Source organism: Parabacteroides johnsonii DSM 18315, assembly GCF_025151045.1.
GTDB classification, from domain to species: domain Bacteria; phylum Bacteroidota; class Bacteroidia; order Bacteroidales; family Tannerellaceae; genus Parabacteroides; species Parabacteroides johnsonii.
The window spans coordinates 2924618-2950150 of the sequence record NZ_CP102285.1; the positions used below are offsets into that span (position 1 = coordinate 2924618).

The 25533-nt window shown below is 52.6% G+C and carries 27 protein-coding genes; 3 read left to right on the plus strand and 24 right to left on the minus strand.

The window, feature by feature from the left end; genetic code table 11:
- Positions 1-20: 20 nt before the first annotated feature.
- The 18 genes from NQ564_RS12095 to NQ564_RS12180 form a co-directional block, all read right to left on the minus strand.
- Positions 21-548, minus strand: a complete 528-nt coding sequence (locus NQ564_RS12095) for a glycoside hydrolase family protein (RefSeq protein ID WP_227963153.1) — start codon at positions 546-548, stop codon at positions 21-23.
- Positions 545-1048 carry a DUF3872 domain-containing protein gene (locus NQ564_RS12100; RefSeq protein WP_008151547.1) on the minus strand — a complete coding sequence of 168 codons (504 nt, stop codon included), beginning with the start codon at positions 1046-1048 and terminating at the stop codon, positions 545-547. The genes NQ564_RS12095 and NQ564_RS12100 overlap by 4 nt, the downstream gene beginning before the upstream one ends.
- Positions 1045-1944: a toprim domain-containing protein gene (locus NQ564_RS12105; protein ID WP_129650114.1), complete on the minus strand. Its 900-nt coding sequence runs from the start codon at positions 1942-1944 to the stop codon at positions 1045-1047. Before NQ564_RS12105 ends, NQ564_RS12100 begins: the two co-directional genes overlap by 4 nt.
- An 8-nt stretch (positions 1945-1952) precedes the next feature.
- Positions 1953-2528, minus strand: coding sequence for a conjugal transfer protein TraO (locus tag NQ564_RS12110; RefSeq protein WP_005850473.1), 576 nt, complete (start codon positions 2526-2528; stop codon positions 1953-1955).
- 2 nt (positions 2529-2530) lie between these two features.
- The gene (gene traN / locus NQ564_RS12115) at positions 2531-3517 is read right to left on the minus strand and encodes a conjugative transposon protein TraN (RefSeq protein ID WP_129650116.1); all 987 of its coding nucleotides are present in this window, start codon (positions 3515-3517) and stop codon (positions 2531-2533) included.
- A 55-nt stretch (positions 3518-3572) separates the two neighbouring features.
- A complete protein-coding gene (traM, locus tag NQ564_RS12120) occupies positions 3573-4949 on the minus strand; it encodes a conjugative transposon protein TraM (RefSeq protein ID WP_129650118.1) in 1377 nt (458 codons plus the stop codon).
- The gene (locus NQ564_RS12125) at positions 4930-5238 is read right to left on the minus strand and encodes a TraL conjugative transposon family protein (RefSeq protein ID WP_046147707.1); all 309 of its coding nucleotides are present in this window, start codon (positions 5236-5238) and stop codon (positions 4930-4932) included. The genes traM and NQ564_RS12125 overlap by 20 nt, the downstream gene beginning before the upstream one ends.
- Before the next feature lie 6 nt (positions 5239-5244).
- Positions 5245-5868 carry a conjugative transposon protein TraK gene (traK, locus tag NQ564_RS12130; RefSeq protein WP_004308925.1) on the minus strand — a complete coding sequence of 208 codons (624 nt, stop codon included), beginning with the start codon at positions 5866-5868 and terminating at the stop codon, positions 5245-5247.
- A 205-nt stretch (positions 5869-6073) separates the two neighbouring features.
- A complete protein-coding gene (gene traJ / locus NQ564_RS12135) occupies positions 6074-7078 on the minus strand; it encodes a conjugative transposon protein TraJ (RefSeq protein WP_129650120.1) in 1005 nt (334 codons plus the stop codon).
- A gap of 3 nt (positions 7079-7081) precedes the next feature.
- Positions 7082-7711, minus strand: a complete 630-nt coding sequence (locus NQ564_RS12140; RefSeq protein WP_129650122.1) for a DUF4141 domain-containing protein — start codon at positions 7709-7711, stop codon at positions 7082-7084.
- A 25-nt stretch (positions 7712-7736) separates the two neighbouring features.
- On the minus strand, positions 7737-8117 hold the full coding sequence (locus NQ564_RS12145; protein WP_120387575.1) for a DUF3876 domain-containing protein: 381 nt from the start codon (positions 8115-8117) through the stop codon (positions 7737-7739).
- A gap of 29 nt (positions 8118-8146) precedes the next feature.
- A complete protein-coding gene (locus NQ564_RS12150) occupies positions 8147-10657 on the minus strand; it encodes a TraG family conjugative transposon ATPase (protein WP_129650124.1) in 2511 nt (836 codons plus the stop codon).
- On the minus strand, positions 10654-10986 hold the full coding sequence (locus NQ564_RS12155; protein ID WP_129650126.1) for a DUF4133 domain-containing protein: 333 nt from the start codon (positions 10984-10986) through the stop codon (positions 10654-10656). Before NQ564_RS12155 ends, NQ564_RS12150 begins: the two co-directional genes overlap by 4 nt.
- A gap of 11 nt (positions 10987-10997) precedes the next feature.
- Positions 10998-11309 (minus strand): DUF4134 domain-containing protein, encoded by a 312-nt coding sequence (locus NQ564_RS12160; RefSeq protein ID WP_009016663.1) that lies wholly within the window; start codon positions 11307-11309, stop codon positions 10998-11000.
- Positions 11310-11508: 199 nt separating this feature from the next.
- Complete coding sequence (locus tag NQ564_RS12165; protein ID WP_008151557.1) at positions 11509-12252, minus strand: hypothetical protein; 744 nt, start codon at positions 12250-12252, stop codon at positions 11509-11511.
- Positions 12249-12611, minus strand: coding sequence for a DUF3408 domain-containing protein (locus NQ564_RS12170; protein WP_008151558.1), 363 nt, complete (start codon positions 12609-12611; stop codon positions 12249-12251). Before NQ564_RS12170 ends, NQ564_RS12165 begins: the two co-directional genes overlap by 4 nt.
- 26 nt (positions 12612-12637) lie before the next feature.
- Positions 12638-13087: a DUF3408 domain-containing protein gene (locus tag NQ564_RS12175; RefSeq protein ID WP_008151559.1), complete on the minus strand. Its 450-nt coding sequence runs from the start codon at positions 13085-13087 to the stop codon at positions 12638-12640.
- 5 nt (positions 13088-13092) lie between these two features.
- Positions 13093-13848 (minus strand): ParA family protein, encoded by a 756-nt coding sequence (locus tag NQ564_RS12180; protein WP_008151560.1) that lies wholly within the window; start codon positions 13846-13848, stop codon positions 13093-13095.
- 682 nt (positions 13849-14530) lie between these two features.
- Between NQ564_RS12180 and mobA the strand changes: the two genes are divergently transcribed.
- The 3 genes from mobA to mobC are packed head-to-tail and all read left to right on the plus strand — an operon-like array spanning position 14531 to position 18228.
- Positions 14531-14956 (plus strand): conjugal transfer protein MobA, encoded by a 426-nt coding sequence (gene mobA / locus NQ564_RS12185; RefSeq protein ID WP_129650130.1) that lies wholly within the window; start codon positions 14531-14533, stop codon positions 14954-14956.
- A complete protein-coding gene (gene mobB, locus NQ564_RS12190; protein WP_129650132.1) occupies positions 14935-16185 on the plus strand; it encodes a conjugal transfer protein MobB in 1251 nt (416 codons plus the stop codon). Before mobA ends, mobB begins: the two co-directional genes overlap by 22 nt.
- Positions 16186-16218: 33 nt before the next feature.
- Positions 16219-18228 carry a conjugal transfer protein MobC gene (gene mobC / locus NQ564_RS12195; protein ID WP_008151569.1) on the plus strand — a complete coding sequence of 670 codons (2010 nt, stop codon included), beginning with the start codon at positions 16219-16221 and terminating at the stop codon, positions 18226-18228.
- A gap of 60 nt (positions 18229-18288) precedes the next feature.
- On the opposite strand, the gene NQ564_RS12200 is transcribed toward mobC, so the two are convergent.
- The 6 genes from NQ564_RS12200 to NQ564_RS12225 all read right to left on the minus strand — a co-directional run bounded on the left by NQ564_RS12200 (position 18289) and on the right by NQ564_RS12225 (position 25531).
- Positions 18289-18738, minus strand: coding sequence for a hypothetical protein (locus NQ564_RS12200; protein ID WP_008151571.1), 450 nt, complete (start codon positions 18736-18738; stop codon positions 18289-18291).
- A gap of 2 nt (positions 18739-18740) precedes the next feature.
- A complete protein-coding gene (locus tag NQ564_RS12205; protein ID WP_008151573.1) occupies positions 18741-20198 on the minus strand; it encodes an ATP-binding protein in 1458 nt (485 codons plus the stop codon).
- A gap of 149 nt (positions 20199-20347) precedes the next feature.
- Positions 20348-20965, minus strand: a complete 618-nt coding sequence (locus NQ564_RS12210) for an RteC domain-containing protein (protein ID WP_129650134.1) — start codon at positions 20963-20965, stop codon at positions 20348-20350.
- 239 nt (positions 20966-21204) lie between these two features.
- Complete coding sequence (locus NQ564_RS12215; RefSeq protein ID WP_008151578.1) at positions 21205-21627, minus strand: dihydrofolate reductase family protein; 423 nt, start codon at positions 21625-21627, stop codon at positions 21205-21207.
- A 279-nt stretch (positions 21628-21906) separates the two neighbouring features.
- Entirely contained in the window at positions 21907-23229 is a 1323-nt protein-coding gene (locus tag NQ564_RS12220) for a sigma-54-dependent transcriptional regulator (RefSeq protein ID WP_008151580.1), read from the minus strand.
- Entirely contained in the window at positions 23222-25531 is a 2310-nt protein-coding gene (locus NQ564_RS12225) for a hybrid sensor histidine kinase/response regulator (RefSeq protein WP_008151582.1), read from the minus strand. Before NQ564_RS12225 ends, NQ564_RS12220 begins: the two co-directional genes overlap by 8 nt.
- Positions 25532-25533: the final 2 nt, after the last annotated feature.

The following is a 25533-nucleotide window of genomic DNA, read 5'->3' on the forward strand; positions in this document are numbered from 1 at the left end:
TTGAAAGGGACGAGTGTTTTTTATGGTACATACAGCAGTGCAAATTCTGCCTTTCTCCGTTTGAGCAGCATGGCGTGCCGTTTACCTTTGTAGTTGCAGAAAGCGATATACTCCCGGTAAATGTTCCTGTCGCCCGCCTCCAATTTTCGGATCAGCGTGCTTTTGGGTATCTTCCCGCTCCCCAAAAGCCGGTATGGACCGACATTGTAGGCGAGCGTGGCAAGGAGCAAACTGTCACGCCCGAACTTGCGGAACATGGCGCAGAACTTCCGCAAGTCTTTCCGCAGAAGCGCGTCCGCCTGCCGCTTCGTCATGGTGCGTGCCGAATACTTTTCCCCCGGCTGCACCTGATGACCCCAGCCCACGTATGGGTGGTGTTTCTCCGAGTGCCAGCCCTCAAAATACTTCGTACACCGAACCGCCCGCTCGAAAGGCGGCAGGCGGTAGATTGCCGGCTGCCCGTCCGTCCCCTTCTGACGGCTGTCCCGTGCGGACACGGAGCAGACCGCCAGCAGCGAACAGAGAATAGCCATGAATACACGCATCATCTTGGCAGAGGTTTGTAATTGCCTATGGGGATGACGGTCTGAATGTCGTCCTTCACGTTCCGGTTGTTGAAGTCAAATTCCAATTCGTAGGAATTTTTGAAATTGTCCTCCACCACCACGATGAAGCTGTGCGCCTCGTCGCCCTCTGCCGTGTAGTACAGCCGGAACTTCTCGTTTTCGAGCAGGTAGCGGTCGTTGGGCAGGAAAGTGATGCCGTTGTCCATTTCCAACTTGCCTTCCCCCTCGAACTGGAAATACCGGATGGTGTAGAGCGTGTTGGCGAAGTCGCCAGTCCTTTTCAGCTCACAGCGGATTTCCACCGTCTGCCCCTTTGTCACCTTGTTCGGTACGGGCATGGTTTCCACCGTGAACGGATAGGATTGCTGGATGTCCATGTCGTCGTCACACGATGCGAGCGTGAGCGACACGGCGGCGAACAGGCAGAGTGCCAATGCCTTGAAGATGGATGTTCTCTTGTTCTTGTTGTTCAGTATGTTCATTGTCCTTTGATTTTTAAGTTATTGTTCATTTCTTTTTTTGCTGTCAGTTGCAGATACTCGTTCAAGTCCTTGCAACCGTCATAGGGTGCGGAACGGTCACAGACACGTCCGCCGTAGTGTCCTTTGAGGGCTTCCAACGTCCTCCGCCCGGATTCGTCACGGTCGAGGAAGCAGTCGATGCGCCCGTACCCGTATAAGTGCTTCACAGCCTTACCCACGTTGGCAACGGAGTTCAGCACAAGGCAGTCGCCTGTTTCCAATCCGAGCGTAAGGGCGGACAAAAAATCCATGAAACCCTCGAACACGCTGCACACGTCGGAGGCGGTATCTTCCGGTTTTACCAGCGACACATCTTTCGGTGGTACGCAACCCTTGAAGTAGCGGCTACGGATTTCATAGCCGCCAGCCACGTTCGGGAAACCGATTGCGAAATACCGCTTTCCACGCACGCCGTAGTTCAGGCGGCAGCAGTGGCGGGATGCAACGGCATAAGGGATGCCCCGTTCCGCCAGATACTCTGTTAATGGTGAGCGGAGCAGCGGGACGGCTTCCACTCCCTCAAAGGCAGGTTCGGACGGCTCCGGCAGGAACAACGGCTTTTCCGATGCGACAAACGGCATACGGGCGGTTTCCGCTATGAATCTCGCCTGCGCCATGAAGTCGCCGCTTCGGGCAAACTCCCCGGCAAGCGTGAAGATGTCACCGCCCTTGCCCAAACCGAAATCGTACCAGAGCCGTTTCGCCACGTTCACGCGGAAAGAGGGCGTGCGCTCATTGCGGTACGGCGCGAGATACCACAGCTCGTTTCCGCTTCTCCGTACAGGCTCATGTCCCAGCCGTGCGAGAAAGTCCGCGAGGGATATTTGCCTCATGGTGTCTATATCCGTCCGTTCCATGCGGCGCATCAGTTGATGATGAACTTGATGCCGACCCCGAACTGCGTGTGGAACTTTCGTGTGTCGCCACCCCACAGGCAACGCTCCCGGAGATTGGCGAGCAGGGCGATACGGTCAGCCACGTAAAACTCCACGTCCAGCGTCAGCGCACCGCCATAGATGAAGGCGTCCCGGTTATGCAGGGTCGAGCCGTCTTGCAGCACCTTTTCGCCCCAATTCACCGATTCATATCCGACGAGAGCCGAAGCCCCCGCATAGACGAACATGATTTTACGGGCATCGGAAAGTATCTTGAAATAGTAGCCGCCTTCCGCCGTGAACTGCACCACAGGTATGGCGGTATCCTTGTACGGGTTGTTCTTCAGGAGATACTCACCTCCGAACATCCATTTGTTGCCCTTCTTCGTGTAGGTGGAGAGAGCCGCCCCGAAACTGTACCCGCCGTCGTTGCCGCCGGGTTTGAAGCCGTCCGCCAGATTCGCCCTTACCTCGATGCCCTGCATTTTCGGCAGACATCGCTGGGCGTACGCCTGCCCCGTGAACAGGGCAAGCGACGCGATGATGATTGCGATGTACTTTCTCATGGTCAGCGCACTTGGAGTTCGTTGATGTTATTGGCACGCACCAAATCCTCATTCTCGATCACGAAAGACTGATGACGACCTCCGTTCTTCTCGTTCAGCTCCACCACGAGACACTTGCCGTCGGGGATGGTGAACTTCGCCATCGTGAAGACCGTGCGTTCGCTTTTTTTGCCCGGCACGAGCGTGGCGTAGTTCTGCGCACGGAGCGGCAGGATGATACGCTCCTGCACTGCGGTACGCTTCATCACCTTCTTGTCCACGATTTTCCATGTGATGTAGTCCACATCGAAAGGCACGTTGCTCTGGTTCCTGATTTCCGTGTGGAAATACAGAAGCCCGTTGTGCGTGTAGATGCCTTTCAGAAGGTACTGGATGCCGAAACGCTTGCAGCCGATATGCTTCACCTCACGTTTGTTCTGCTTGTGGATGGACTTCATGATAAGGCGCACCAGCATGGGACTTTCACTGCCCAGCTCTTTCAGGTAGATTTCCTGCGCATTGTTCGGACGGTTCACCGCCTCGCCGTCATGGATGAAGTCGCACATCTCCACGTTGAGCAGCAGCGGTTCGGCGGCATACTTCACGTTGAAGGTGTAAAAACTCCCGTCCTCCGTGATTACGGACATGTTGGTTTCGTTCGGGAAGTTCCTCACGGTAGCCTTCACGCGGATGACGTTCTCCGCACCTTCGGCTTTGCCCGCAATCAGGTCGGGCGAGCCTAAATCGACATAGCGCACTTCCGCCGGGAAGATGACATGCACGGTCTTGTCGTAGGTCACTTCCAAGCCGTGCGGGGGAACCATGCGGTCAAAACCCAGCTTTCTCGTCAGACCGTGATACAGGTCGCCGTCCGCCTCCTTCTGCGGATAGACCTCCTTTGTCAAGGTCAGTCCTTCACTGCCGTTGGTCGTTTCAACGGTCACGTTCTCCTGCGCATAGGCAGTTGCGATGCCCATAGCGAGGGCAAACATCATGATTACTTTTCTCATTTTACTTTGAATTTAGTGGGTTGTTGTTATTGATTGGATTTCTTATGATTATACATCAGTCCTTCTCCTGATAGAGCATGACCCTGTACCCGGCTTTCAGATGCACTTTGACGGTGCGCATCTTTTTGGCAATGTACTGGCTCGTGCCTTGTATCAGCCCCTTGCCCAAGTCGGAGGCGAGCTGCGCTCCTGCATTGGTGGAGATGTTGATGCTGCTGCCGAGCGAACCGCCCATGTTGGCGGCAACCTCCCTGACGGCGTTCATCTCCATCGAGTTGGGGATGAATATGCCGGGCTGCCCGTCCGTGTCATAGACCTCCAACTCCACCGGGATAATCGTACCGTCGTGTTCCAGAGAGGTGATTTCGATGGCGAGCCGTTCACCCTGAATCTTGGCTGCGCCGACCACTACCGCATTTCGGGGGATGATCCTCTCAGCCACCGCCATCGGCTCCAGCAGCCGCAACCTGACCGCCTGCCCGTCCGTCACGCTCTGCGCCCCATAGACACATGCCGGTATGGTGTTCCTGTCCGATACGGTCGTGACGCCCACCGCCGTGTTGAAACTGCGGTTGCGCTCCTGCGAGAAGGTGGCAACAAATTCGGCATTGCTCACGGGCTGTCCGAGCGAGGACACCACCTGATGCGTCACCTGCCTTACTGGTTTTGCCGTGTTCTTTCCGGCTTTCTGCACGGGGGACGGCTCTGCGGTCTGTCCCGCTGCCGCCTGCGTGCCGTTCTGACCGCCCATGTACTTCGCCGCCAGCTCGTAGGATTTTTCCATGAGTGCCACCTGCTCGTCCATCGTGGAGCTTCTCTCTTTTCCGCTTTCCAGTTCGGATTCGAGCGTGGCGATGCGTTCCAGCAGTTCGTCCATCTCCGCGTTGTCGTTCTTCGGCTGCTCGTAGAAGTTGCCGAGCGTGGCATTGAGGTCACGGTAGGCTGCTGCCGAGGACTGGATGGTCTTCGGTGCGGGCTTCACCGCCTCTTCCGTTCCACCGGGATTGGCAAGGTCGAAGTCGCTGTCCCCATCCGCTTCCGACGTTTCGCGGTCGAACAGGTCGCCCAACTGCTGCATGGCGCGGCTGCGGTTCTCCTGCCGTTCCTCCATCGCCCCCTGCTCGTAGGCTTTCGCCTTGTCACCGATAATCCGGCGGTTCTCCTTGTCCGCGTCGGGCATCTCGATGTTGTAGCCGCCCGTTCCCGGCTCCTGCTCCTTGCCGGAGGACGGAGCGAATATCAGCCACATCGCCCCGATGAATACCAGCACCATAGCGGGCAGCACTATCATTTTCTGACGTTTCAGCCGTTGGGCTTCGGTCAGCGGCTTGCGCTCCTTTTTCGGTTTTCCCTTCTTGTCGGGTGTAGCCGTGCTTTCCGGTTTGTTCTCCGCCTTGTTTTCGTTCTTGGGTTCATTCTTCGTCTGTTCCATATAAATAAGGTATTAAGTGATTGTCCGTTTGTTGCTGTGCAGGCAGTTCCACCCGTCCGGCATGGTCTATCTCCATCCGGCTGCCGTCATTCCTGCCGATGTCATACACGGCTTTGCCGAAGGTGTAGAGGGCAAGCGCGGCGAATGCGGCGAGCATTGCCAGCACGATGCGCCTGCGTGTCTTCGGCGGCAAACCGTCCAGATAGCCCCTGAGCCTTGCCACCAGCATTTTCTTTTTGTCATGGAGTTTCCAATATGCGCCCCAAAATGATTTCTTGATTTTCTTCATATCCGTTTACCTTTTGATGGTTTGTAAATCCTTGTTCTCGATGATAGTGAATCCCTCGATGGTGAACCCGTTCGGGTTGTCGTCCGAACGGGACGAGTTCAAAAGGCGGCACGTGGTCACGAGGCTGCGCTCGGTGACGTTGCTCTGCCGGATGATTTTCTGCGTGGCGTAGGTCACGGCACGGTAGGGATAGCCGTTGAAGTCGCACACCACGCTGTCCACCTTCAGCACTTGGTTGATGTTCCCGGCGATGATGCGGTTGTAGTACCCCTTCTCGGCGAAGTCCGAATAGTAGTTGTACACGCTCTTGTCCGCCAGCAGCAACGCACGCTTCACGTTGTGTTCTATCGCGCTCTTTTCGGGCGAGAGCGTGAAAAACAGCTCGTGGAAGCGGCGCACATGCTCCCTCGCTTCCGCCGGACGGTTCTGCGAGAGGTCTTGCGAGAGTGCCAGCATCAGCGACTTGCCGTTGTCCAGCACATATATCTTCTCACGCTGCCGCTCCGCGAAGCGGTAGGAACTCCACACGCTCCATACCGTTATCACGGCGCACAGCGAGAGGAAGACGATACCGAACAGGCGTATCTGCCTGAACGATGATTCGATGTTTTTGAGTGACTTGAATTCCATTGTCTGATTTTATTTTTCGGTTCTTAATTCGTTATACAATAGGATCGGTATGCGGTCGTTTGCCACATACGTATGTAACGGGTTGCCACATACGTATGTAATGAGCTACTGCATACGTATGTAGCAGCCTATTACATACGTATGTCATGACAGGTGACATACGTATGTTGCTTTTATGCGGATGCCTGTCCCGTAATTCATGCCTCTATTTCAGCAGCTTGCCGATGCGTCCCACCGCGTTGCCTGCGGCTGCACCCGCCACGCTGCCCGCCATGCCTCCGGCGCGTCCCGCCATCTGGTTCACGTTGCGCCCGTAGCCGCCCATGCCCCCGGCTTGGATGATCCAGCCCGCCACCGTCGGAATGGTGAAGTAGCCGATGATGCCGATTATCATGAACACGATATACACCCCGTCGCTTGAATCCAGCGAGAAGTTGGGGTCGGTCTGCATGCGCTCGATGTCGCTCTGGAGCATCAACACCTGAATCTTGGCGAGTATGGTGCTGAATATGTCCGACACGGGCAGCCACAGATAGACCTGAATGTAGCGGCATATCCACTGCGTGAGCGTGCTTTGGAAGCCGTCCCACACCGATATGGCGAAGGCTATCGGACCGAGTATCGCCAGCACCACGAGGAAAAAGGTGCGGATGGTGTCTATCACGAGGGCGGCGGCTTGGAACATCAGTTCCAGTATCTCGCGGAAGAAATCGCGGATGCCCTTCTTCATTTTGTACATCCCCCGGTCGATATACATCCCCGCCATCGTCACCATGTCGGAGGGCGACCAGCCCAATTCCTCCAGTTGCTTGTCAAATTCCTCGTTGGACACGAGGTAGGCGGTTTCGGGATTGCGCACCATCGCCTCGTATTCCAGCCTGTCCTTCTGCTCCCGGTACTTGTTCATGTCCAAAGTCTGCGTTTCGAGCAGTTTCGCCGTACCCTGCACGACGGGCGAGAGGACGCTGTTTATCGTGCCCAGCACCACCGTAGGGAAGAACATGATGCACAGACCGACGGCAAAGGGACGGAGCATCGGGAAGACGTCTATCGGTTCGGCTCTCGCCAGCGACTGCCATACCCGGTAGGCGACATAGAAGAGCGCGCCCAGCCCGGCGATGCCTTTCGCCACGCCCGCCATGTCGGCGCACAGCGGCATCATCTGCTCGTAGAGCGAGCGGAGAATCTGGTGAAGGTTGTCGAACTCCATAGGCTACCAGTATCTTTCGTTCATACTGCCGTACAGTCCCATGATACGGTCGAGGTCGTTTTTCTTCTTCGCACGCAGGTAGCTCACGCTGATGTTCTTGTTGGTGTAGTAGCTCACGAGGTTGCGGTAACGCTTCATCTTGGAGTGGCAGCGTTCCACCACGTCCATGCGCTCCTTGTCCGTCATGGAGAGCGTGGTGATGTTCACCACGTTCTTCAGCTCCGTCAGCACGTCATTGGATTCTTCAAGCAGCTTCGTGTACCCGAAGGCGATGGCTCCGAGTTCCTCCACCGTGAAGTTGTCGTCGCGCAGCATCTTCTGGAAGCTGGTCACGTAGATGTCCGTGATGTCGCCCACCATCAGGATGGTCTGCTGCACCTTGCGGGCGTCCTTGACCAGATTGTTCACGGATTTGAGGGCGTCGTAATACTTCTTGCCCTGCTCGTAGATTTTCACCGTTTCCTGAAAGTTGTTCACCATGTTCGTGGCGGTCTTTGAGGTGTGGATGATGTTCTTCGAGGCGTTGATGATGCCCTGCGCCAGATTGCCCGGATCGCTCACGACCCATTGGGCGGAAGCCCTGCCCGCGAAAAGCAGGCACAGGCAGATGGCGAATGTTATTCTTGTTCTCATGTTTTCTTTGGATTTTAGCGGTTCATTATTCTTCTGCCGGAGTTTCCGGCTGCGGCTTCACACGCACGTAGTCCCCGTTGGGTGAGAAGGTCAGCACGTCGGTGGCTTCGTTATACGCCACGTCGATGCGGAATCCGGTGTTCATGAACAGGTTGCCGTTCTCCTCCTGCAAGAGGTAGGTTTCCGGTTTCAGCCTGCGGCGGATGCCGCTCCGTTTGAATACCGTCACCTTGTAGGCTTCGCCCTCCTTGTAGATAAGCACGTCGGGTTTGCCCTCCACGCTTTCCCAGTTTCCGCACAGCAGGTCGCGGCGGTTCTCCGCCACGTCGCAGGATTGCAGCACCATGACCGCCAATCCGATCAGACACTTGCTGACTTGCAGCATTTTCATTCTTGATATGCTCATACGCTTTTCTTTTTTCGTTGATAATTGGTTTATTGATTGTTCTTGTTTCTCCGCCTTTCGGCAAGCTGCCGGATGGCGGCTTCGATGTCGCCGCCCAATTGCTCCGCCAGACGGTACACCTCCACCTTTTCCGTTTCCTCGGTGGTGTACGCCAGATATTCTTCAGCACTGACCTCGGTGGCATAGACCGCCGACTGCGTGCCGCCCAAGCCTATCCACACCTCTTTGTAGAGCCGTGAGGGGTTGTTCGCCATGTTGATGGAGAGTATCTGCGACTTCTCCTTCTCCGTCAGTCCGAGCAACGCCTGAATCTGGTCGAACTTGTTCATGTACTTGCGCTGGTCGAGCAGGATTTTACAGTCCGAGTTGTTGATGATGCTCTCCTTGACGACGGGCGAGGAAATGATGTCGTCCACCTCCTGCGTCACCACGATTGCTTCACCGAAATACTTGCGCACCGTCTTGTACATATAGCGCAGGTAGTCAGCCATGTTCGCCGACGAAAGAGCCTTCCAAGCCTCTTCCACGATAAGTTGCTTTCTCACGCCCTTCAACCTGCGCATCTTGTTGATGAAGGCTTCCATGATGATGATGGTCACCACCGGGAACAGTTCGCGGTTGTCCTTGATGGAATCAATCTCGAAGACGATGAACCGTTTGCCCAGCAGGTCGATATTCTCCGCCGAGTTGAGCAGGAAGTCGTAGCGTCCGCCCCGGTAATACTGCCGCATGGTGGTGAGCATGTTGTCGATGTTGAAGTCCTCCTTCTCCACCTTGATGTCACGCTCCGCCAGTTCCCTGCGGTAGTCGTCGCGCATGTACTCATAGAAAGTGTTGAACGAGGGGACGATGCTCCGGTCTGCCCTGATGCGCTCGATGTAGGCATTCACGGCACTGCCCAATTCCCCGCTTTCGGTTTTCGTCACCTTGTCGTCCTCCGACTTCCAGAGCGTCAGCAGCAGCGTCTTGATGCTGTCCTTCTTCTCCACGTCGAACAGATAATCATCGGTATAGAAAGGGTTGAAGCTGATGGGCTTCTCCTCCGTGTAGGTGAAATACACACCGTCCGCCCCGCCTGTCTTGCGCCGTATCATCTCGCATAGCCCCTGATAGGAGTTTCCCGTGTCCACCAATACCACATGCGCGCCCTGTTCGTAGTATTGGCGCACCAAGTGGTTCATGAAGAACGACTTGCCGCTGCCCGAAGGACCTAATACGAACTTGTTACGGTTGGTCGTGACACCCCGCTTCATCGGCAGGTCGCTGATGTCGAGGTGCAGCGGCTTTCCCGTGAGCCTGTCCACCATCTTGATGCCGAAGGGCGAGAGCGAGCTGCGGTAGTTGGTTTCCTCCGTGAAGAGGCACACAGCCTGTTCGATGAAGGTATGGAAGCTTTCCTCCGCTGGGAAGTCCGCAGCGTTGCCGGGCATAGCCGCCCAATAAAGTGTCGGGCAGTCGATGGTGTTGTGGCGCGGCACGCACTCCATGCTTGCCAGCTGGCTGCCAACATCGTTCTTTATGTGTTTCAATTCCTCCGCATCGTCGCTCCACGCCATGACGTTGAAGTGCGCCCGCACCGAGGTCAGCCCGTAGGAGTGCGCCTCGTTCAGGTAGCGGTCTATCCACTCGCGGTTGATGCTGTTGCTCCTTGAATAGCGGGATAGCGACTGCATATTCCTCGCGGACTTCTCGAATTTTTGAAGGTTCTCCTCGCTGTTGTCGATAATCACGTACTGGTTGTAGATGTGGTTGCAGGAAAGCAGCAGCCCCACCGGGGAGGCGAAGGAGAGGCGGCAGTCCGAGCGGTCGGTGGAGAGTTTCTCATACCGGGTGTCGGTAGCCACCGTGCCGGGAAGGTCTTCCGCATCGGACAGGGTGTGCAGGCACAGGCGGTTGTCGCCGATGCGCATCTCCCGTGCCGAGAGGTCGATGTCCTGCAACGTGGCGTCGCCTTCGGGCATGAGCGAGAAGTAACGCTCTATCAGTCCGGCTTTGCCGTCCGTCCCCACAATCTCGTCGGTGGAGAGGCGGCGCAGCCTGACAAAGCCGCTGTCGTTGATGATACGCTCGAACTGTTCCGCAGCCTCCATGAACTTCGCAGCGGTTTCCTTGTCAAGCTCCTTCGGGATGATATGTCCCCGGCACAGCGTGCTGAAATTGCTCTGCATCCGGTTACGCTCCTTTGTCGTCTTGGTCAGGTAGAGGTAGCACGTGTGCTTCAGGTACGGACGCTCGTTGAAGTGACGCTCGAAAGAGCGGCTTAAAAAGCTCATGTCGTCCTTGTGAAGTTCCGGCTGATAGCGTTCCTTGATGAACCAGTCCTGCTTGTGGACGACGGAGAAGTCCGGCAGCACCTTGATTGCCTTACACCAGTAACCGTGTATCGCCTCGTACTCCGCACCCGTCACGGTGTAAAGCTCCGGCAGTTCCACCTCGAAAGCCACCGTGATGTCGGCGTCTTTGGAAATGATACAGCCATGCTCCACAGCCAGCAGCGGGAACTTGTTTTCCAGTGTTGTCATTTTGGATGTATTCCTCATGTCATTTCTTCCTTTCGTTTCCGTTTGAATAATCGGGTGATCCGCCGCCGGTTGATAAGGTATCGGGGATGGCTCCGTGCCGCTCCCAATTTCATAAGCCCGTGTTCGCCGTACCGGGCGTTCAGCGCGAAGGTCTGCCATACGAGGACGGAGGACGATGCCACGCCGAAGCCGATACATACCCACTGGTCGATGCCGACCATGTAGAGGATGACGAACAGGACGAAGAGAGCCAGCAGACCTCCGCAGAAGATGAAGAGGTACTGAGCCTTCAAGCCCTTGAACTCTACCGGACGGCTGATACCCTTGTTTATCGGGTATTCAGCCATACATTAGTTTATTAAAGGAAGAATGAGCGCAGGATGGTGGCGGCGACAATCAGGAAGATGCACGCTCCGAACCAGCTTGCCGCTGTCTTGGAGGTGTCGGGGTCGCCGGACGAGAATTTCCCGTACACTTTCACGCCCCCGATAAGCCCGACTACTGCGCCGATGGCGTAGATGAGTTTCGTGCCGGGGTCGAAGTACGAACTCACCATAGAGGTGGCTTCGTTGATGCCCGCGATGCCGTTCCCCTGCGCGAAGGCGGAGGCGGTTGCGGCAACCAGAAGTGCCGCTGAGAGGATAAGTTTCTGTCTGTTGTTCTTGTTCATAAAACTGTTCTTGTTTTGTGCCGTCCAAAGAGTGGATGGTCCTTTGTCGGGCGGTTGATACTCGGTTACTTTACTTTGGTTTAGTGGGTTGCCCGTTTGTTTCTACGGACTTGGGACTGTCCGTTGCGAACTGGACGTGCCTTGCGCTCCCTCGCCGCATGGGTGTAATTTTACATTTTCATTACCATTTCTTTTTTCGTTATACATAGTCGCGGATGTCAAACTCCTCTATTTTGTCAGGAATCACGAATACCTTGTCTTTTTGCCGTGTCACGGTCATGTTTACCGTATCCACGAAGACAGCCATCGCTTTTGCAAGCCTGCCGCTCATAGCTTCATCGGTCAGGCTCTCCGTTATTCTGGAAAAAAGTTCCGTCCCGTCAAGTTCCGTCATGACCTTTCCAGCGTGTCGCATCTCCTCGTCGGACGGCGTATCCTTCCGTATCGTCTGGACTGCCATGTCGATGTCCTCAAAGCTGCTTCCCGAAGCCTGCCCTTTGTCCGGTTCGTCATCGTCCGGCTCATCCTCCCCGTATTCCAGTTCCGAAGGCGGCATGCTCGTGAAGGTTTCATCGAGTTTCTCCTCCGGGACCTGTGCCGGGCGTGAGGCGGTTTCCGTGTTTCCGTCGTCAAAAGTAGCCTCTTCCTCCGACAGCTCAATGCCTTTTTCCGAAGTGGCGGCTTCTTGCGCCGGTATGGCAGCGGTTGTCCGGGTTGGAGCCATTTTGAACTTGCTTTTACCAATGATGTCCGTTCCACCACCAGCCGAAATTTCCACAGATGCCGTTTCCGTTTTTCCCTCCTTCGCTCCCAATGACTGCCACAATCCGGAAACGCCTTTCAGGAAGCGGACGAATTTTGTTTCCATTATCCTGTCGGACAGGAGCATGAACAGGAACCATACGTTGCAGGCAACCGATACGGCTAAAAACACTTTTGTCATAGCCTTACTTTTTTAGCGTTTTCAATCTGTTCCGTGTACTGCGCCCCGTATTGCCGGAAGTGGTCACGGAGGATGTTGTCCACAAACTTGCCGATGCTCAACCCGTTACCCATGCGGCTGGCAACTATGGCGACTTTCTCATGGATTTCGCGGCTGATGTATATACATTGCCGTGTCTTGATTTCCGATGCTTGCAGGAAGGTGGAGATAGGCTTGACGCCGTCTTTGCCCTTGCGGAACACACCGCCGTCCGTTCCCTGACCGCAGCCGGTTGTACACTGTGCTGCACGGGCAGCGGTTCTTTCACTCTTTCTTGTTTGCAGGCTCTCAGCCTGACTGTTGTTCATCTTTCTTTTCATGATGTTCTTGTTGTTGATTAAACTGTTTATAAATTGTAGGATTCCATATGCCGCCTGAACGATTCCGCGATCTCGTCTTGGAACTGTGTGAAATGGTGTGTCAGCACGTTGTCAAGAAAACTGGCGATAGTCACCTCGTTGCCACCGATTACATGAAGCATCTTATGTATGCGGTCGTGGTACTCCTTACGGATATACACTTGTTTTCCGAGCCTTGCGGTGACGTTGGCTTCGCATACGAATGTGCCGTCATAATCGGTTTTCTCCGTCTTTCCATTCCTGCGCCTGCGTTCAGGTTCCTCTTTGGGACGGGATGCAGGCGGAGGAATGACCGTCCGCATCCCGTCTTCCGGTGATGGAGCCTGCACGCTCCCGTCCGTGCTTCTTGCCTGCGGCGGTATGCTTGTATCATCCATGCGGAACGAATTGATTACGGCATCGCTGTCGATGTCCTCTATTCTTGCTTTCTTTGCCATGACGTTCAGTTTTTGATGATGCCGAGAATCTCATCGACGAGTTTGTCAAGGTTACTGCCACGTACCAGTGCCTTGTCCGCAGGGAACGCGGTGGAGCGGAACACAGCCTTGCGCTCCGCAGCCGTTTCTTTACGGAAACGCTTGCTGTCGGGCAGGAATGTTTCAAGAATGGGCAGCGCGAACTCGGCGCAGACCTTGTCGTATGCCTTGTAAAGCTCGGTCTTCTCGCGCCCGTCAACCATGTTCCATACGAGATAAATCCCTTTTATGCCGGATTTGCCCGTGCTTATCATCTGGTCGTTGATGACGGTGGCGAACTTGATGGAGCTTTCCATTACCACCCGGTCTGCGATGATGGGTGTGAAGATATAGTCCATTTTGGCGATGGTCCGTACCACATCGGCATTGTTGATAGTGCCCGGAAGGTCGAAGAACACGAAGTCAAGATCGGGCTGCGCATCCGTCAGATTCTCTGCGGTTCTTATCGCATCCTCCGCGCGGCTGCATCTGATTGTGTATGGGTTTTTCTTCAGCCGCTTGAGCTGCTCATACGCCAGCATCTTGTAGTGCCCGTCCTCTATGACGGCTTTCAGGTCACGCTTGCGCATGTCATGGATACTGTACTGCGGAAAATCACAGTCCACCACGGCTACATTGTAGCCTTTCACGTAGTGCAGGTAGCTTGCCACAAGCACTGTCAGGGTTGTCTTACCGGCTCCTCCTTTCTGCGTGGAGATCGCCACATAGGTTGCTTCTTTCATCTGTTTGATAATTTATTTGGTTATACTTCTGTCCGGTTGCGTCAACGTATTGCCATTCATACATACGCACGCATATCCGTCCGTTTGTCTATTCACTCACTAATCCGGTTACGTCTGCGGACAACCGTACGCTTTTCCGTTCACCCGTACTTTAATCAATCCATACGGATATGGGGACAGTAACCTGTTTGCCCACATACACCCGCTTTTGACCATTGGGACAGATAAACGGACCGCTGTCCGAATGTCCGTGTGGAAGGGTGTATTTTCAGACCTTCATCCGAATCACACTGCAAATAAACAAGGATATTTTGGAACTTGTATCACTTCCCCGGCAAGTGGCGGCATGTTGCGCCGGTTGGCACTGATTGTCCGGGTCAAGCCTCTGTCCGATACCGCTTTAAGGGCGTAACTTTGCACCCGAACGGCAGGGTTCGCCGAAGGTGGTGCAGCCCGGAGTTTGAAAGGCATTCCCCCAATCCGTCCCCGACGGATTTTTATGTTCGCCTGAACATAGCAAGATGTCTTTTCAGCCGCTCAAAACGTTTTGAGCAGCCACGAAAAGCACTTGCCCTTGCAGGGGACGGGCTTCCTCTCCGAAGTCGGGAAGCCTTTCAAACCTGCGGTGTCTGTGCCAAGAAGCGGCGGCTTATGCCGTCCATCCGCTAAATCCAAAGTTTATATGAAAGAGAAAAGAAACAAGACCGGGAGAAATCCCAAACTTGATCCGGCGGTGTTCCGCTACACCGTCCGTTTCAACGAGGAGGAACACAACCGTTTCCTCGCCATGTTCGAGAAGTCGGGCGTTTACGCCAAGTCGGTTTTCATCAAGGCGCACTTCTTCGGGCAGCCGTTCAGGGTGCTGAAAGTGGACAAGACGCTGGTGGATTACTACACCAGACTGTCCGATTTCCATGCGCAGTTCCGCGCGGTAGGCACGAACTACAACCAAGTCGTGAAGGAACTCAGGCTGCATTTTTCCGAGAAAAAGGCGATGGCGTTGCTCTACAAGCTGGAGCAACAGACCGTCGAACTCGTGAAACTGAGCCGTCAGATTGTGGAACTTTCAAGGGAAATGGAGGCGAAATGGTCGCAAAAATCAGTGTAGGAAAGTCGTTGTACGGCGCACTTGCCTACAACGGGGAAAAGATCAACGAGGCGAAAGGGCGTCTGCTCACCACCAACCGCATCTACAATGACGGCACGGGGACGGTGGACATACGCAAAGCGATGGAGGGCTTTCTTGCCTGTATGCCGGAGCATACGAGGGTGGAGAAACCGGTACTCCATATCTCGCTCAACCCGTATCCCGACGACGTGCTGACCGATACGGAATTGCAGGACATCGCACGCGAGTATCTGGAGAAACTCGGCTACGGGGACCAGCCGTATCTTGTTTTCAAGCACGAGGACATAAACCGCCACCACCTGCATATTGTGACAATCAATGTGGACGAGAAAGGCAGGCGGCTCAATCAGGATTTCCTTTTCCGCCGCAGCGACCGCATCCGACGGGAACTGGAACGGAAGTACGGGCTGCACCCGGCGGAGCGTAAGAATCCACGTCTGGAAAACCCGCTGCGCAAGGTGGATGCTTCGGTGGGCGACATGAAGAGGCAGGTCGGGAATACCGTCAAGGCTCTGAACGGACAGTACCGTTTCCAGACGATGGGCGAATACCGCGCCCTTCTTTCCTTATATAATATGACGGTGGAGGAAGCGCGGGGAAACGTGCGCGGACGAGAATATCACGGGCTGGTCTATTCCGTCACTGATGATGCCGGTAACAAGACGGGCAACCCGTTCAAGTCCTCGCTTTTCGGGAAGTCCGCAGGCTATGAAGCCGTGCAGAAGAAGTTTGCCCGTTCCAAACAGGAGATTCAGGACCGGAAACTCGCCGACATGACAAAACGCACCGTCCTTTCCGTGCTTGAAGGCACGTATGACAGGGAGAAGTTCGTTTCGCGGCTCAGGGAGAAAGGCATCGACACCGTGCTGCGCTACACGGAGGTAGGACGCATCTACGGAGCCACGTTCATCGACCACCGCACGGGCTGCGTGCTGAACGGCTCGCGCATGGGCAAGGAACTTTCCGCCAACGCCTTGCAGGAACATTTCACGCTGCCTTACGCCGGACTGCCGCCGATTCCGCTTTCCGTTCCGGTGGAAACAGGAGAGGATATGCGCGGACAGACCGCATCCGACCTCGAGAACACGGCGGGCGGTGTCGGTCTGCTCACTCCCGAAGGTCCGGCTGTGGACACCGAGGAGGAAGCCTTTATCCGGGCGATGCAGCGTAAGAGGAAAAAGAAGAGGCGCAAGGGCTTGGGAATGTAATCAGAAGTATCTACGAATCAAATTTTTCAATCTATGTCACAACAAGAAGACGATTTGAGGGCATTGGCGAAAATCATGGATTTTCTGCGTGCCGTGAGTATTATTTTAGTGGTCATGAACGTGTACTGGTTCTGCTATGAAGCCATACGGCTCTGGGGCGTGGACATCGGCGTGGTGGACAGAATCCTGATGAACTTCAACCGCACGGCGGGGCTGTTCCGCTCCATCCTCTACACGAAACTGTTCGCCGTCCTCCTGCTTGCCCTGTCCTGTCTGGGGACAAAGGGCGTCAAGGGAGAGAAAATCACTTGGAGAAGAATCTGGACGGCTCTTGCCGCAGGGTTCGTGCTGTTCTTCCTTAACTGGTGGATATTGGCATTGTCGTTGCCGGTTGAAGCGGTAACGGGGCTTTACGTGCTGACCGTCGGCGCAGGTTATGTCTGTTTGCTGATGGGCGGTCTGTGGATGAGCCGCCTGTTGAAGCATAACCTGATGGATGACGTGTTCAACAACGAGAACGAGAGCTTCATGCAGGAAACACGGCTCATCGAAAGCGAGTATTCGGTCAATCTGCCCACACGCTTTTATTACAGGAAACGTTGGAACAACGGCTGGATAAACGTGGTAAACCCGTTCCGTGCCTCCATCGTGTTAGGCACGCCGGGCAGCGGAAAGTCATATGCGGTGGTCAACAGTTTCATCAAGCAGCAGATTGAGAAGGGCTTCTCAATGTATGTTTACGACTTCAAATTCAGCGATTTGTCCACGATTGCCTATAATCATCTGCTCAACCACCCGGAGGGATACAAGATGAAGCCGAAGTTCTACGTGATTAACTTCGACGACCCGCGACGCAGCCACCGTTGCAATCCCATCCATCCGGATTTCATGGAGGATATTACGGACGCTTACGAGAGCGCGTACACCATTATGCTCAACTTAAATAAGAGTTGGGTGCAGAAGCAGGGCGACTTCTTTGTGGAATCGCCCATCATCCTCTTCGCAGCTATCATCTGGTATCTCAAAATTTTTCAGAACGGCAAGTATTGCACGTTCCCCCATGCCATCGAGTTCCTGAACCGCCGTTACGAGGATATTTTCCCGATACTGACCTCTTACCCGGAACTGGAGAACTATCTCTCACCATTCATGGATGCGTGGCTCGGAGGAGCTGCGGAGCAGTTAATGGGGCAGATCGCATCAGCGAAAATCCCGCTGTCACGCATGATTTCCCCGCAGCTCTATTGGGTGATGTCGGACAGCGAGTTCACGCTGGACATCAACAATCCCGAAGAGCCGAAAATCCTATGCGTGGGCAACAATCCGGACCGTCAGAACATTTACGGTGCGGCTCTCGGTCTGTACAACTCCCGCATCGTGAAGCTTATCAACAAGAAAGGGATGTTGAAGTCGTCGGTCATCATCGACGAGCTTCCGACGATATACTTCAAGGGGCTGGACAACCTTATCGCCACCGCGCGAAGCAACAAGGTTGCCGTGTGTCTGGGATTTCAGGATTTCAGCCAGTTGGTGCGTGACTACGGGGACAAGGAGGCGAAAGTGGTGATGAACACGGTCGGCAATATCTTCTCCGGTCAGGTGGTGGGCGAAACCGCCAAGACGCTCTCGGAACGGTTCGGAAAGGTGTTGCAAAAACGGCAGTCCATCTCTATCAACCGACAGGATGTTTCCACCTCCATCAACACGCAGATGGACGCGCTTATCCCGCCGAGCAAGATTTCCGGATTGACGCAGGGCATGTTTGTCGGTTCGGTGTCCGACAACTTCAACGAGCGTATCGAGCAGAAGATTTTCCACTGTGAGATTGTCGTGGATGCCGAGAAGGTGAAACGCGAGGAGAAAGCCTACCAGCCGATACCCATCATTACCGACTTCACGGACGAGGATGGCAAAGACTGCATGAAGGAAACGGTGCAGGCGAATTACAGGCGCATCAAGGAGGAGGTGAAGCAGATTGTCGCAGACGAGCTGGAACGCATCGCTAATGACGAAAATCTGAAACATCTGTTGCAGCAGAAATAGCCGGCAGGCGGCAACAAAAACGGGGCGGGCAAGTTTGATACCTTGTTCTGCCCGTTTTCTTTACCCTTCAGTTTCCGGATTTTCCTCTTTCAGCAATCTGTTTATGGTCGTTATCATTTGTGTCTGGAAGTAGGTCCTCAGTTCCGCGTCATCTTTCAGGAGTATGCCGCATTCCTCATCGTAAGTTCCGATGATATATTTTTTAAGTTCGGAAAAACTTTCCGCAAACAGTATCTGCCTGTTTTCCTGCCAGTATTCGGTTACGGATTCAGTGATAAACGCTTTTAATACGGCTTTTCCCTCTTTGTCCAGTTTCTTGAAACGTGTCGTTTCACGGCTCACGGGCAACAGCTCCGGCAGAATATCCTCCGGATTCTTGCCGCTACGCATGGCGGACATGCAACTCTTGCAGATATGTTGTGCGTGACCTTTGCCGCTGAACTTCTCGTTCGCCTTGTAATCACCGCAGATACGGCAATAGTGTCCCTGCTGTTTCTTCTTTTTCGCCATGCCTATTGCTGTTTCAACAATTCCAAGCCTTTCTCTGTAAGGCGGTATTTCTGTCGTGGGTGTTTAGGCTTTTCCGGGTAAATCGGTTCCACCAAATCCAGCCTTATTACAGGATATAGGTAGAGTTCCAAGAAATTGCTTTTGTCTTTCAATCCGATTATGCCCATAATCTCTTTTGTCGAGAGCGTCTGTTTCCCGATTGCGGACAACACTTTTCCCACTTGTGGGGTGGTTATGGGGGAACTGTCGGGCAACTGTGGGGTAACTGTCGGGTTGTACCCCACAGCTTTCCGGACATAGCGGAAAATAACCCATACGCTGTTTCCGTCCGTATGGAATTCCGGATCAGGAATGCCTATACGCCGGCACTCGCTTATAATAAGCCCGATGCCCCTTCCCCAGCTTTCCAAGACCTCGCTTTTATACAGCACATTCGCTATGATCAGGTTTTGCGGTTCTGAATTATGACCGCTTAACAGCTTTTCCATTGTCATGTCAGGTGGAAATGTTCCGCTGTTCTCTATTTCCACACGGTCGTCATAGATGGCTATCCCCACCGAGCTTCCGGGACGGTGGTACGAGCGGTGGCACAATGCGTTTGTGCAGCACTCCCTCAAAGCCTTGTAAGGTATTTCCAGTTCCTCCTCACGGTATAGCCCCTCTATCTTTCCGGAAAGGGAGAGATGCTTGAAAAAGAACGCCATTGCCGCATCCAGCAGTGCGTAGATATTCCCGGTGACACGTTGATTGTCTATAAACTCGTCTTTCGTCGTGCCTTTGAAACGCGCCAGACGGAGCAGGCATTGGGGATAATAATAAAAATCACGACCGAACAGCACTGCTGAAGCATTGTTAAGTTTCCCGTCATGCAACAGACTGAATTTTTCGAGAATGGTCGGCAGGTCTTCCCTTATGGTTGCTTCAGGTAAACGACCGCTTCTGATTCCCCCGCGAACAGCACTAATGACGGCATGTTCGTCGAGGTCGGATATTTTTAGGTCAGGATTTGTTATTGCTTCCCAAGCGTATTTCCCGCCCCGCTGTATCAGATATTGGTTATACATCTCCTGCGGCATGGTGGATGTCGCGCTTTCCACCCGCAGGTAAGCCCGTCCTTTGTAAGAGAACGGACGCATATATCTTTGTTCTTCCGCAGACAGTGCGATGACGCTTTTGCCGGTGTCTGGTATTTCAGTATAAGAAACTTCAACTGTGGCAAAAGGCTCGATACGCCGGACCGCGTCCGCTATATCCCGCTTGGTTTTGTCGCTAACGTCCTGTCCGATGATTTTTCCCTTGTCGGTGACACCGAACAATACCGTGCCGCCTTCTCCGTTAAGGAAGGCGCAAAGCGTTTCCATGCCGCGCTCCAACTGTCCGGTGGTTTCCTTGAACTCCACCCGTCCGCATTCTTTTTCGGCTATCAACCGTTTTATTATGTCGAGGTTGTCTATGCTCATATACAATTCTGTAACGTGGGTACAAAGATAGTGCTTTTCGCTGGTTTTCGGGCGAATAGATAACGAAATGTATCTACACAGCAGGACAAAACCTACAAAAAATCAGAGAATGACATAACGTCACCCTCTGAATCATCATTTGTACAGGATTATCTTCTCATGCGCTCCATTTCTTCGTCGCGGAGCATTCTCTCGTTCAGTTTCTCCTGCATCCTGTCAAGGAAATAGGTGCGGCTTTCGTTCTTCCGTCGTTTGATGTCTATATAGAAGCGGTAGCAGTCCTTTGATTCGACCCCGAAAATCTTGTAGAGAAGCGGGGCCAGCTGTTTGAGCGGCATGTTGCCGTTGTTGATGCAGCCCATCTCGTTGATGCCGTAGATAAGTTCCACGAGGTCGATGGCGTTGCCCGTCCATTGCAGGGGTGAGGAGGGATTTTCGGTTGTGTTGTCGGAGGATGTACGGATGGGGATTAGTGGTGGCACTTGGGGAGCGGCAAGGAACTTCTGCATCTTCCTAACAAAAGAGAGTGCCTTGCTGATGTAGGCTGCAACCTCCCTCTTTTCTTCGGGAAGATTGCGCACGGGATGGTGCTGCAACTCGATTTCAATGTAAGCCAGCGCGATGATGGTGCGGTTGGAGTCCACATTGCCGCTGCATAGTTCGATCACTTGCGTGGCGAAAGCCGTGTATGCCGTTTCCATATTGCAGTCCCCGGCTTCGTTTATACGGCGGAAAAACTCGGTTTCCGCCAATAAGAAATAATTCATGTCCTGTCAATTTTGAAATTTTACACTCTGTTTTTCGGTATGCGCACATGAATATGATTGGCAAAAAGCGTGTCCATAAAACAAAAAATCCGGCACGCTCTCTGCAAGGTGCTGGATTTCAGTGTAATAAAATATGATATTTTTATCGGATGTGAATTATAACTTTCTTAAAATGTTTGTTATCAGTACATTGTTTTGATTAAAGAAATCTAAAAATGTATGAAAGCGGAACATTCCAGTTATCTCGTGGCTTCCATCCGCGTGTAGATGCTGCGGCATACACCGTTGGGATAGCTTTTCTGCGAGGTTAATATCCATTGTGTTTCGGGCAGGACGGACTGGAAGAAGTGCCGCCCCGTTCCTGCGATGAATGGCACGGTATAGAGGATGATTTCATCCACCACACGCATCCGCAGCAGCCCGTTGATATAGTCAGCCTTTTCAGGAGTGACTTCTGCCAGATAGCAGATTCTTGTATTATCCTTACGCCATTCGTCGAGCATAGAAATGGAATAGTCGGGTGTGATATGATAAAGGGCATGCTTCCTTATTTCGTTGATGCCACATTTGTCAAGGTGCAGTTCTTTATACGCCTTGCAATATAATTCGGAAATATGACACCCGTCCATAGATAGGACGGCAAGAATCTGAACTTTACCCATACTATTTTTCTATTATTAAGCAAGGGTAAAAAAGTAGCGTGCAATCCACGCTATCACTAATGGAGGCTCTGGAATGCCCTTGACAGAAATAGGTGAATGCACGCTATGCGTAGGCATAGCATAAGCAATCACGCAATAGTTTCTGCCAATGTCCATTTTCCAGATTTCCATTAGAAACACCTTGCGGTCTTATGTTATATATTAGCGGCGAAAGGCTTTGCCAATCGCCGTTTATTCTCTAAAATCATGCAAAGATAGCTATTTTCAGCGAATTGCCGGCTATGGTTGCTGAAATTTATATTTCAATCCATATTCTTCCAGTTTGCTGTACAGTGTTGTACGTCCTATTCCGAGCAATTCAGCGGCAACCTTGCGGTTCCCGTTTGCCTGCTTTAACGCACGTAAAATCCGTTCCTTATCCTCTGTGTCATTGCGCAGTGCGAAGCTGACAGGGGAGTTAGGTTTTGTTACGGCAAGTTCCAGATGTTCTTTCGTGACAAGTCCCGTTTGCGCCTGCAACACCGCACCCATGATTTTCTGCCGAAGCTCACGGACATTTCCCGGCCAAGCATGGGTCAGCAATGTCTTCCGAGCTTCCCCGTCAAAGCCGATAACATTACATTCCAGTTCATTGTTCGCAATCTCACGAAAGAACTCCGCCAGCGGCATGATGTCCTCCTGACAGTCACGCAATGGCGGAACGGTTATCTCGAAATCGTGCAGACGGTACAGCAAGTCCTGACGAAAACGCTTCTCATTGACCGCCTTTTCCAGATTCTCGTTGGTAGCGGCAATGATACGGACATTAAAACTCTTATCCGCTCTGTCACCTATCGGGCGGTATCGCCGTTCTTGTATGGCACGCAGAAGCATCTGTTGGGTTTCCGGTGCGAGATTACCCACTTCGTCCAAAAACAGCGTACCACCTTCCGCCTCATGGAAATAACCTTTCTTGGCACTGTCCGCACCGGTGAATGCGCCTTTGACATGTCCGAAGAATGCCGACGGCGCAAGCTCTTTGGTGAGTGAACCGCAGTCCACAGCCACGAATGGCTTGCCGGAACGTTTGCTTTTATCATGCAGATGGTGGGCGATATGCTCCTTGCCCGTGCCATTCTCACCGAATATCAGTACACTCATATCGGTAGGGGCTACCAGCCTTATCCGGTGCATGATTTTCTGAAAGGCGGAACCGTCACGGGCAAACACGGGCATACGGCTTCGCCCGATATTCCGTTCTTTCAGTATGGTACGGAGCAGAGGCACGAGTTTGTCCTCCACGAGTTGTTTGGGTATGTAGTCCAGCGAACCGAGTTTCATACTTTCAACCGCCGTATGCACTTCGGCATAGTCGGTCATGATGATGAACGGCTGCGTCATACCCTCTTTGCGCATCCAACGCAACAAGTCGATGCCGTCACCATCGGGTAAGCGCAGGTCGGAAACCACTATATCCCCGTCAGCGGCTTGTTGCAGAAGTTTTCTCGCTGTCGAGAGGTGGAAAGCCTGCACGGTACGGAATCCCTCACGTGCCAGCAGGTTGCAGACAAACTCGCAATACACGATGTTGTCCTCCACCACGATGATTTTTGTCTTATCCATTGTTGTATTTCTTCCTTTCTTCTTTTGCCAGCCGGATTATCTCCGAACCCTTATCCAGCACGGCTCTTACGGCATTGCCTATTGCTTTGTCGTCAGGTGTGCCATTGTGATGAGTCAGTTTATAAAGTTCCCTCAACGGTCTGTCGGCACGGAGTATCTCCCAAGAGCTGCGCAGGTGGTGTGTTAGGGCGTCCAGTTCCGGAAGGTCTTTCTGTTGTTCCGCATACCTGAGCGACTGCATTTCCTTTTCGGTTTCCGTTATCAATTTCTCCAGCATGACGGCTTCATTGCCGTATGACAGCAGAGAGGTGAAATCCGGCTTTTCATTCTGTTTGCCTTTTATGGCGCACTTGTCAGAAATCTCCATCAGTTCCGATATGGAGAACGGTTTGAGCAGGCATCCGGCAAATCCACGTTCTATAAGTTCCTCCTTGCTGCAACTGCTCGAAGCGGTTGTCACGACCACCGGAATGGTCCTTGAATTTCCCACGTTGGAAGCACGCAACAATTCCAATAACTCAAAGCCGTTTATATCCGGCATGTTCAGATCCGTAAGCAACAGACTGTATTCCTTTTTCCTTACCATTTCCATAAGTTCTGCCGCATCGTTGCAAGTGTCGCAGTGTATCCCTTCCTGTGCATACATTTCTTTCAGCATCAGAAGCAAAACTTCGTCATTATCGATGGCAATTACCTCATGGAATGTACTGTTATGGTGAACTTGTGTTTTATTTATCTGTTCCGGCAGTTCCTCGGCTGTCTGCATGGGGATTTCCACCGTGAAACGGCTACCTTTGCCTTTATCGCTCTCCAGCCGTATTGTGCCGCCGAGCATTGTCACAATACGCTGAACAATGGAAAGACCTAATCCGAAGCCATCCTTTGCGGCAGCGTTTGACAGACGTTCAAACGCCCCGAATACCCGTTGCTGTTCCTCTTCGGTCATACCTGTACCCGTATCTTCGACGATAAGTTTCAGCAGACCGTTATCATAATCTGCCCGCAAAGAAACACTGCCGTTCTCCGTGAACTTGATAGCGTTGGACAGCAGGTTGTTCCCGATTTGCAAGATGCGTTCCTTATCTGTACATACAAAGGCATCCTTGTGGCAGTGTATTGTCAGAGTCAGTCCTTTGTTTATGGCGATTGGCATAAACTCCGTTTCGAGCGTATGTGTGATTGCGGAAATCCTACATGCGGAGAAATTAGGCTGTTCCTTGCCGTTGTCCAGCCGGAAAAAATTCAGCAGGGTGTTCAGCATTTCACGCATGCGGTCAGAAGATTCCTGAATGTTTCGGATATACGTCCCGGTTTTATCCGTATTGCAGTCTTTCCGCATCAGTCCGGCATAACCCGTTATTGCCGTCAGTGGTGTACGTAATTCATGGGTAATGGTATGAACGGCTTTTTTACGAGAGGCAATCAGTACCTCGTTTTGTTTGATAGACTGTTTCTGCTGTTCTATTAAATCCGCAGTTTCTCGTTTGTACCGTTTGATACGGGTGATATTTCGGTGAATGATTATGTAAGAGATTACCAATAACAACACAACGAATCCTGTCAAGCTACCTATCTGAATAAACGATTTTTCACGCATGGTGGCTATCTCGTCCTCTCTCTTTTGAAGGTCAGCTTGTATTTTTCCATCTATTTGGCGAATCAAACTTTGTAACTGACGGTTAAGTTCGGCATTTCGTGCGGCAAGACTATCGGCGTGTTCCGATAAACGGCGGCTTTGCGCTTGTTGTTCGGCTATCATATTCCGGTTAAGAGAATGGAGCATCGTGGTAGTCACGGTGGGCTTTGCTTCCTCCTTTTTACCGAAGATACCCAAGAAGCCCTTTCGCTTCGGCTTCTTGGGTTGTTCTTGCGTACTTTTATATGCGATTTCAGGCACTTGACGGGCTATCCTTTCTTTGATACTTTTCTGTTCATCAAGCATCTGTACAATTCGTCGCATTTGTTTTTCTTTATCCTCTAAAAGATAGCGTACACTGTCAATGCGTTCAGACGGGTAGATAGACGTGAAATAATAAAGCATACTATCCAAAGCCATACGCTGCAAATGATAATTTGCAATATCTTTATCTTCCCATTCCAATATTGTTTCTCCTAACAGAGAAAATCCTGTTAAGCGAAAGTTTAATTCATTAACATATCGGCGCAACTCATCAGTGGTTCGGTTCTCCTTCTCTAATACTTCAAGCTTTTTCCATTCATACTGATAGCAATATATAATCATTCCTATTAGTATGAATATTAGAATATAGCCACATGATATAAACTTGCGGATTGAAATCATAA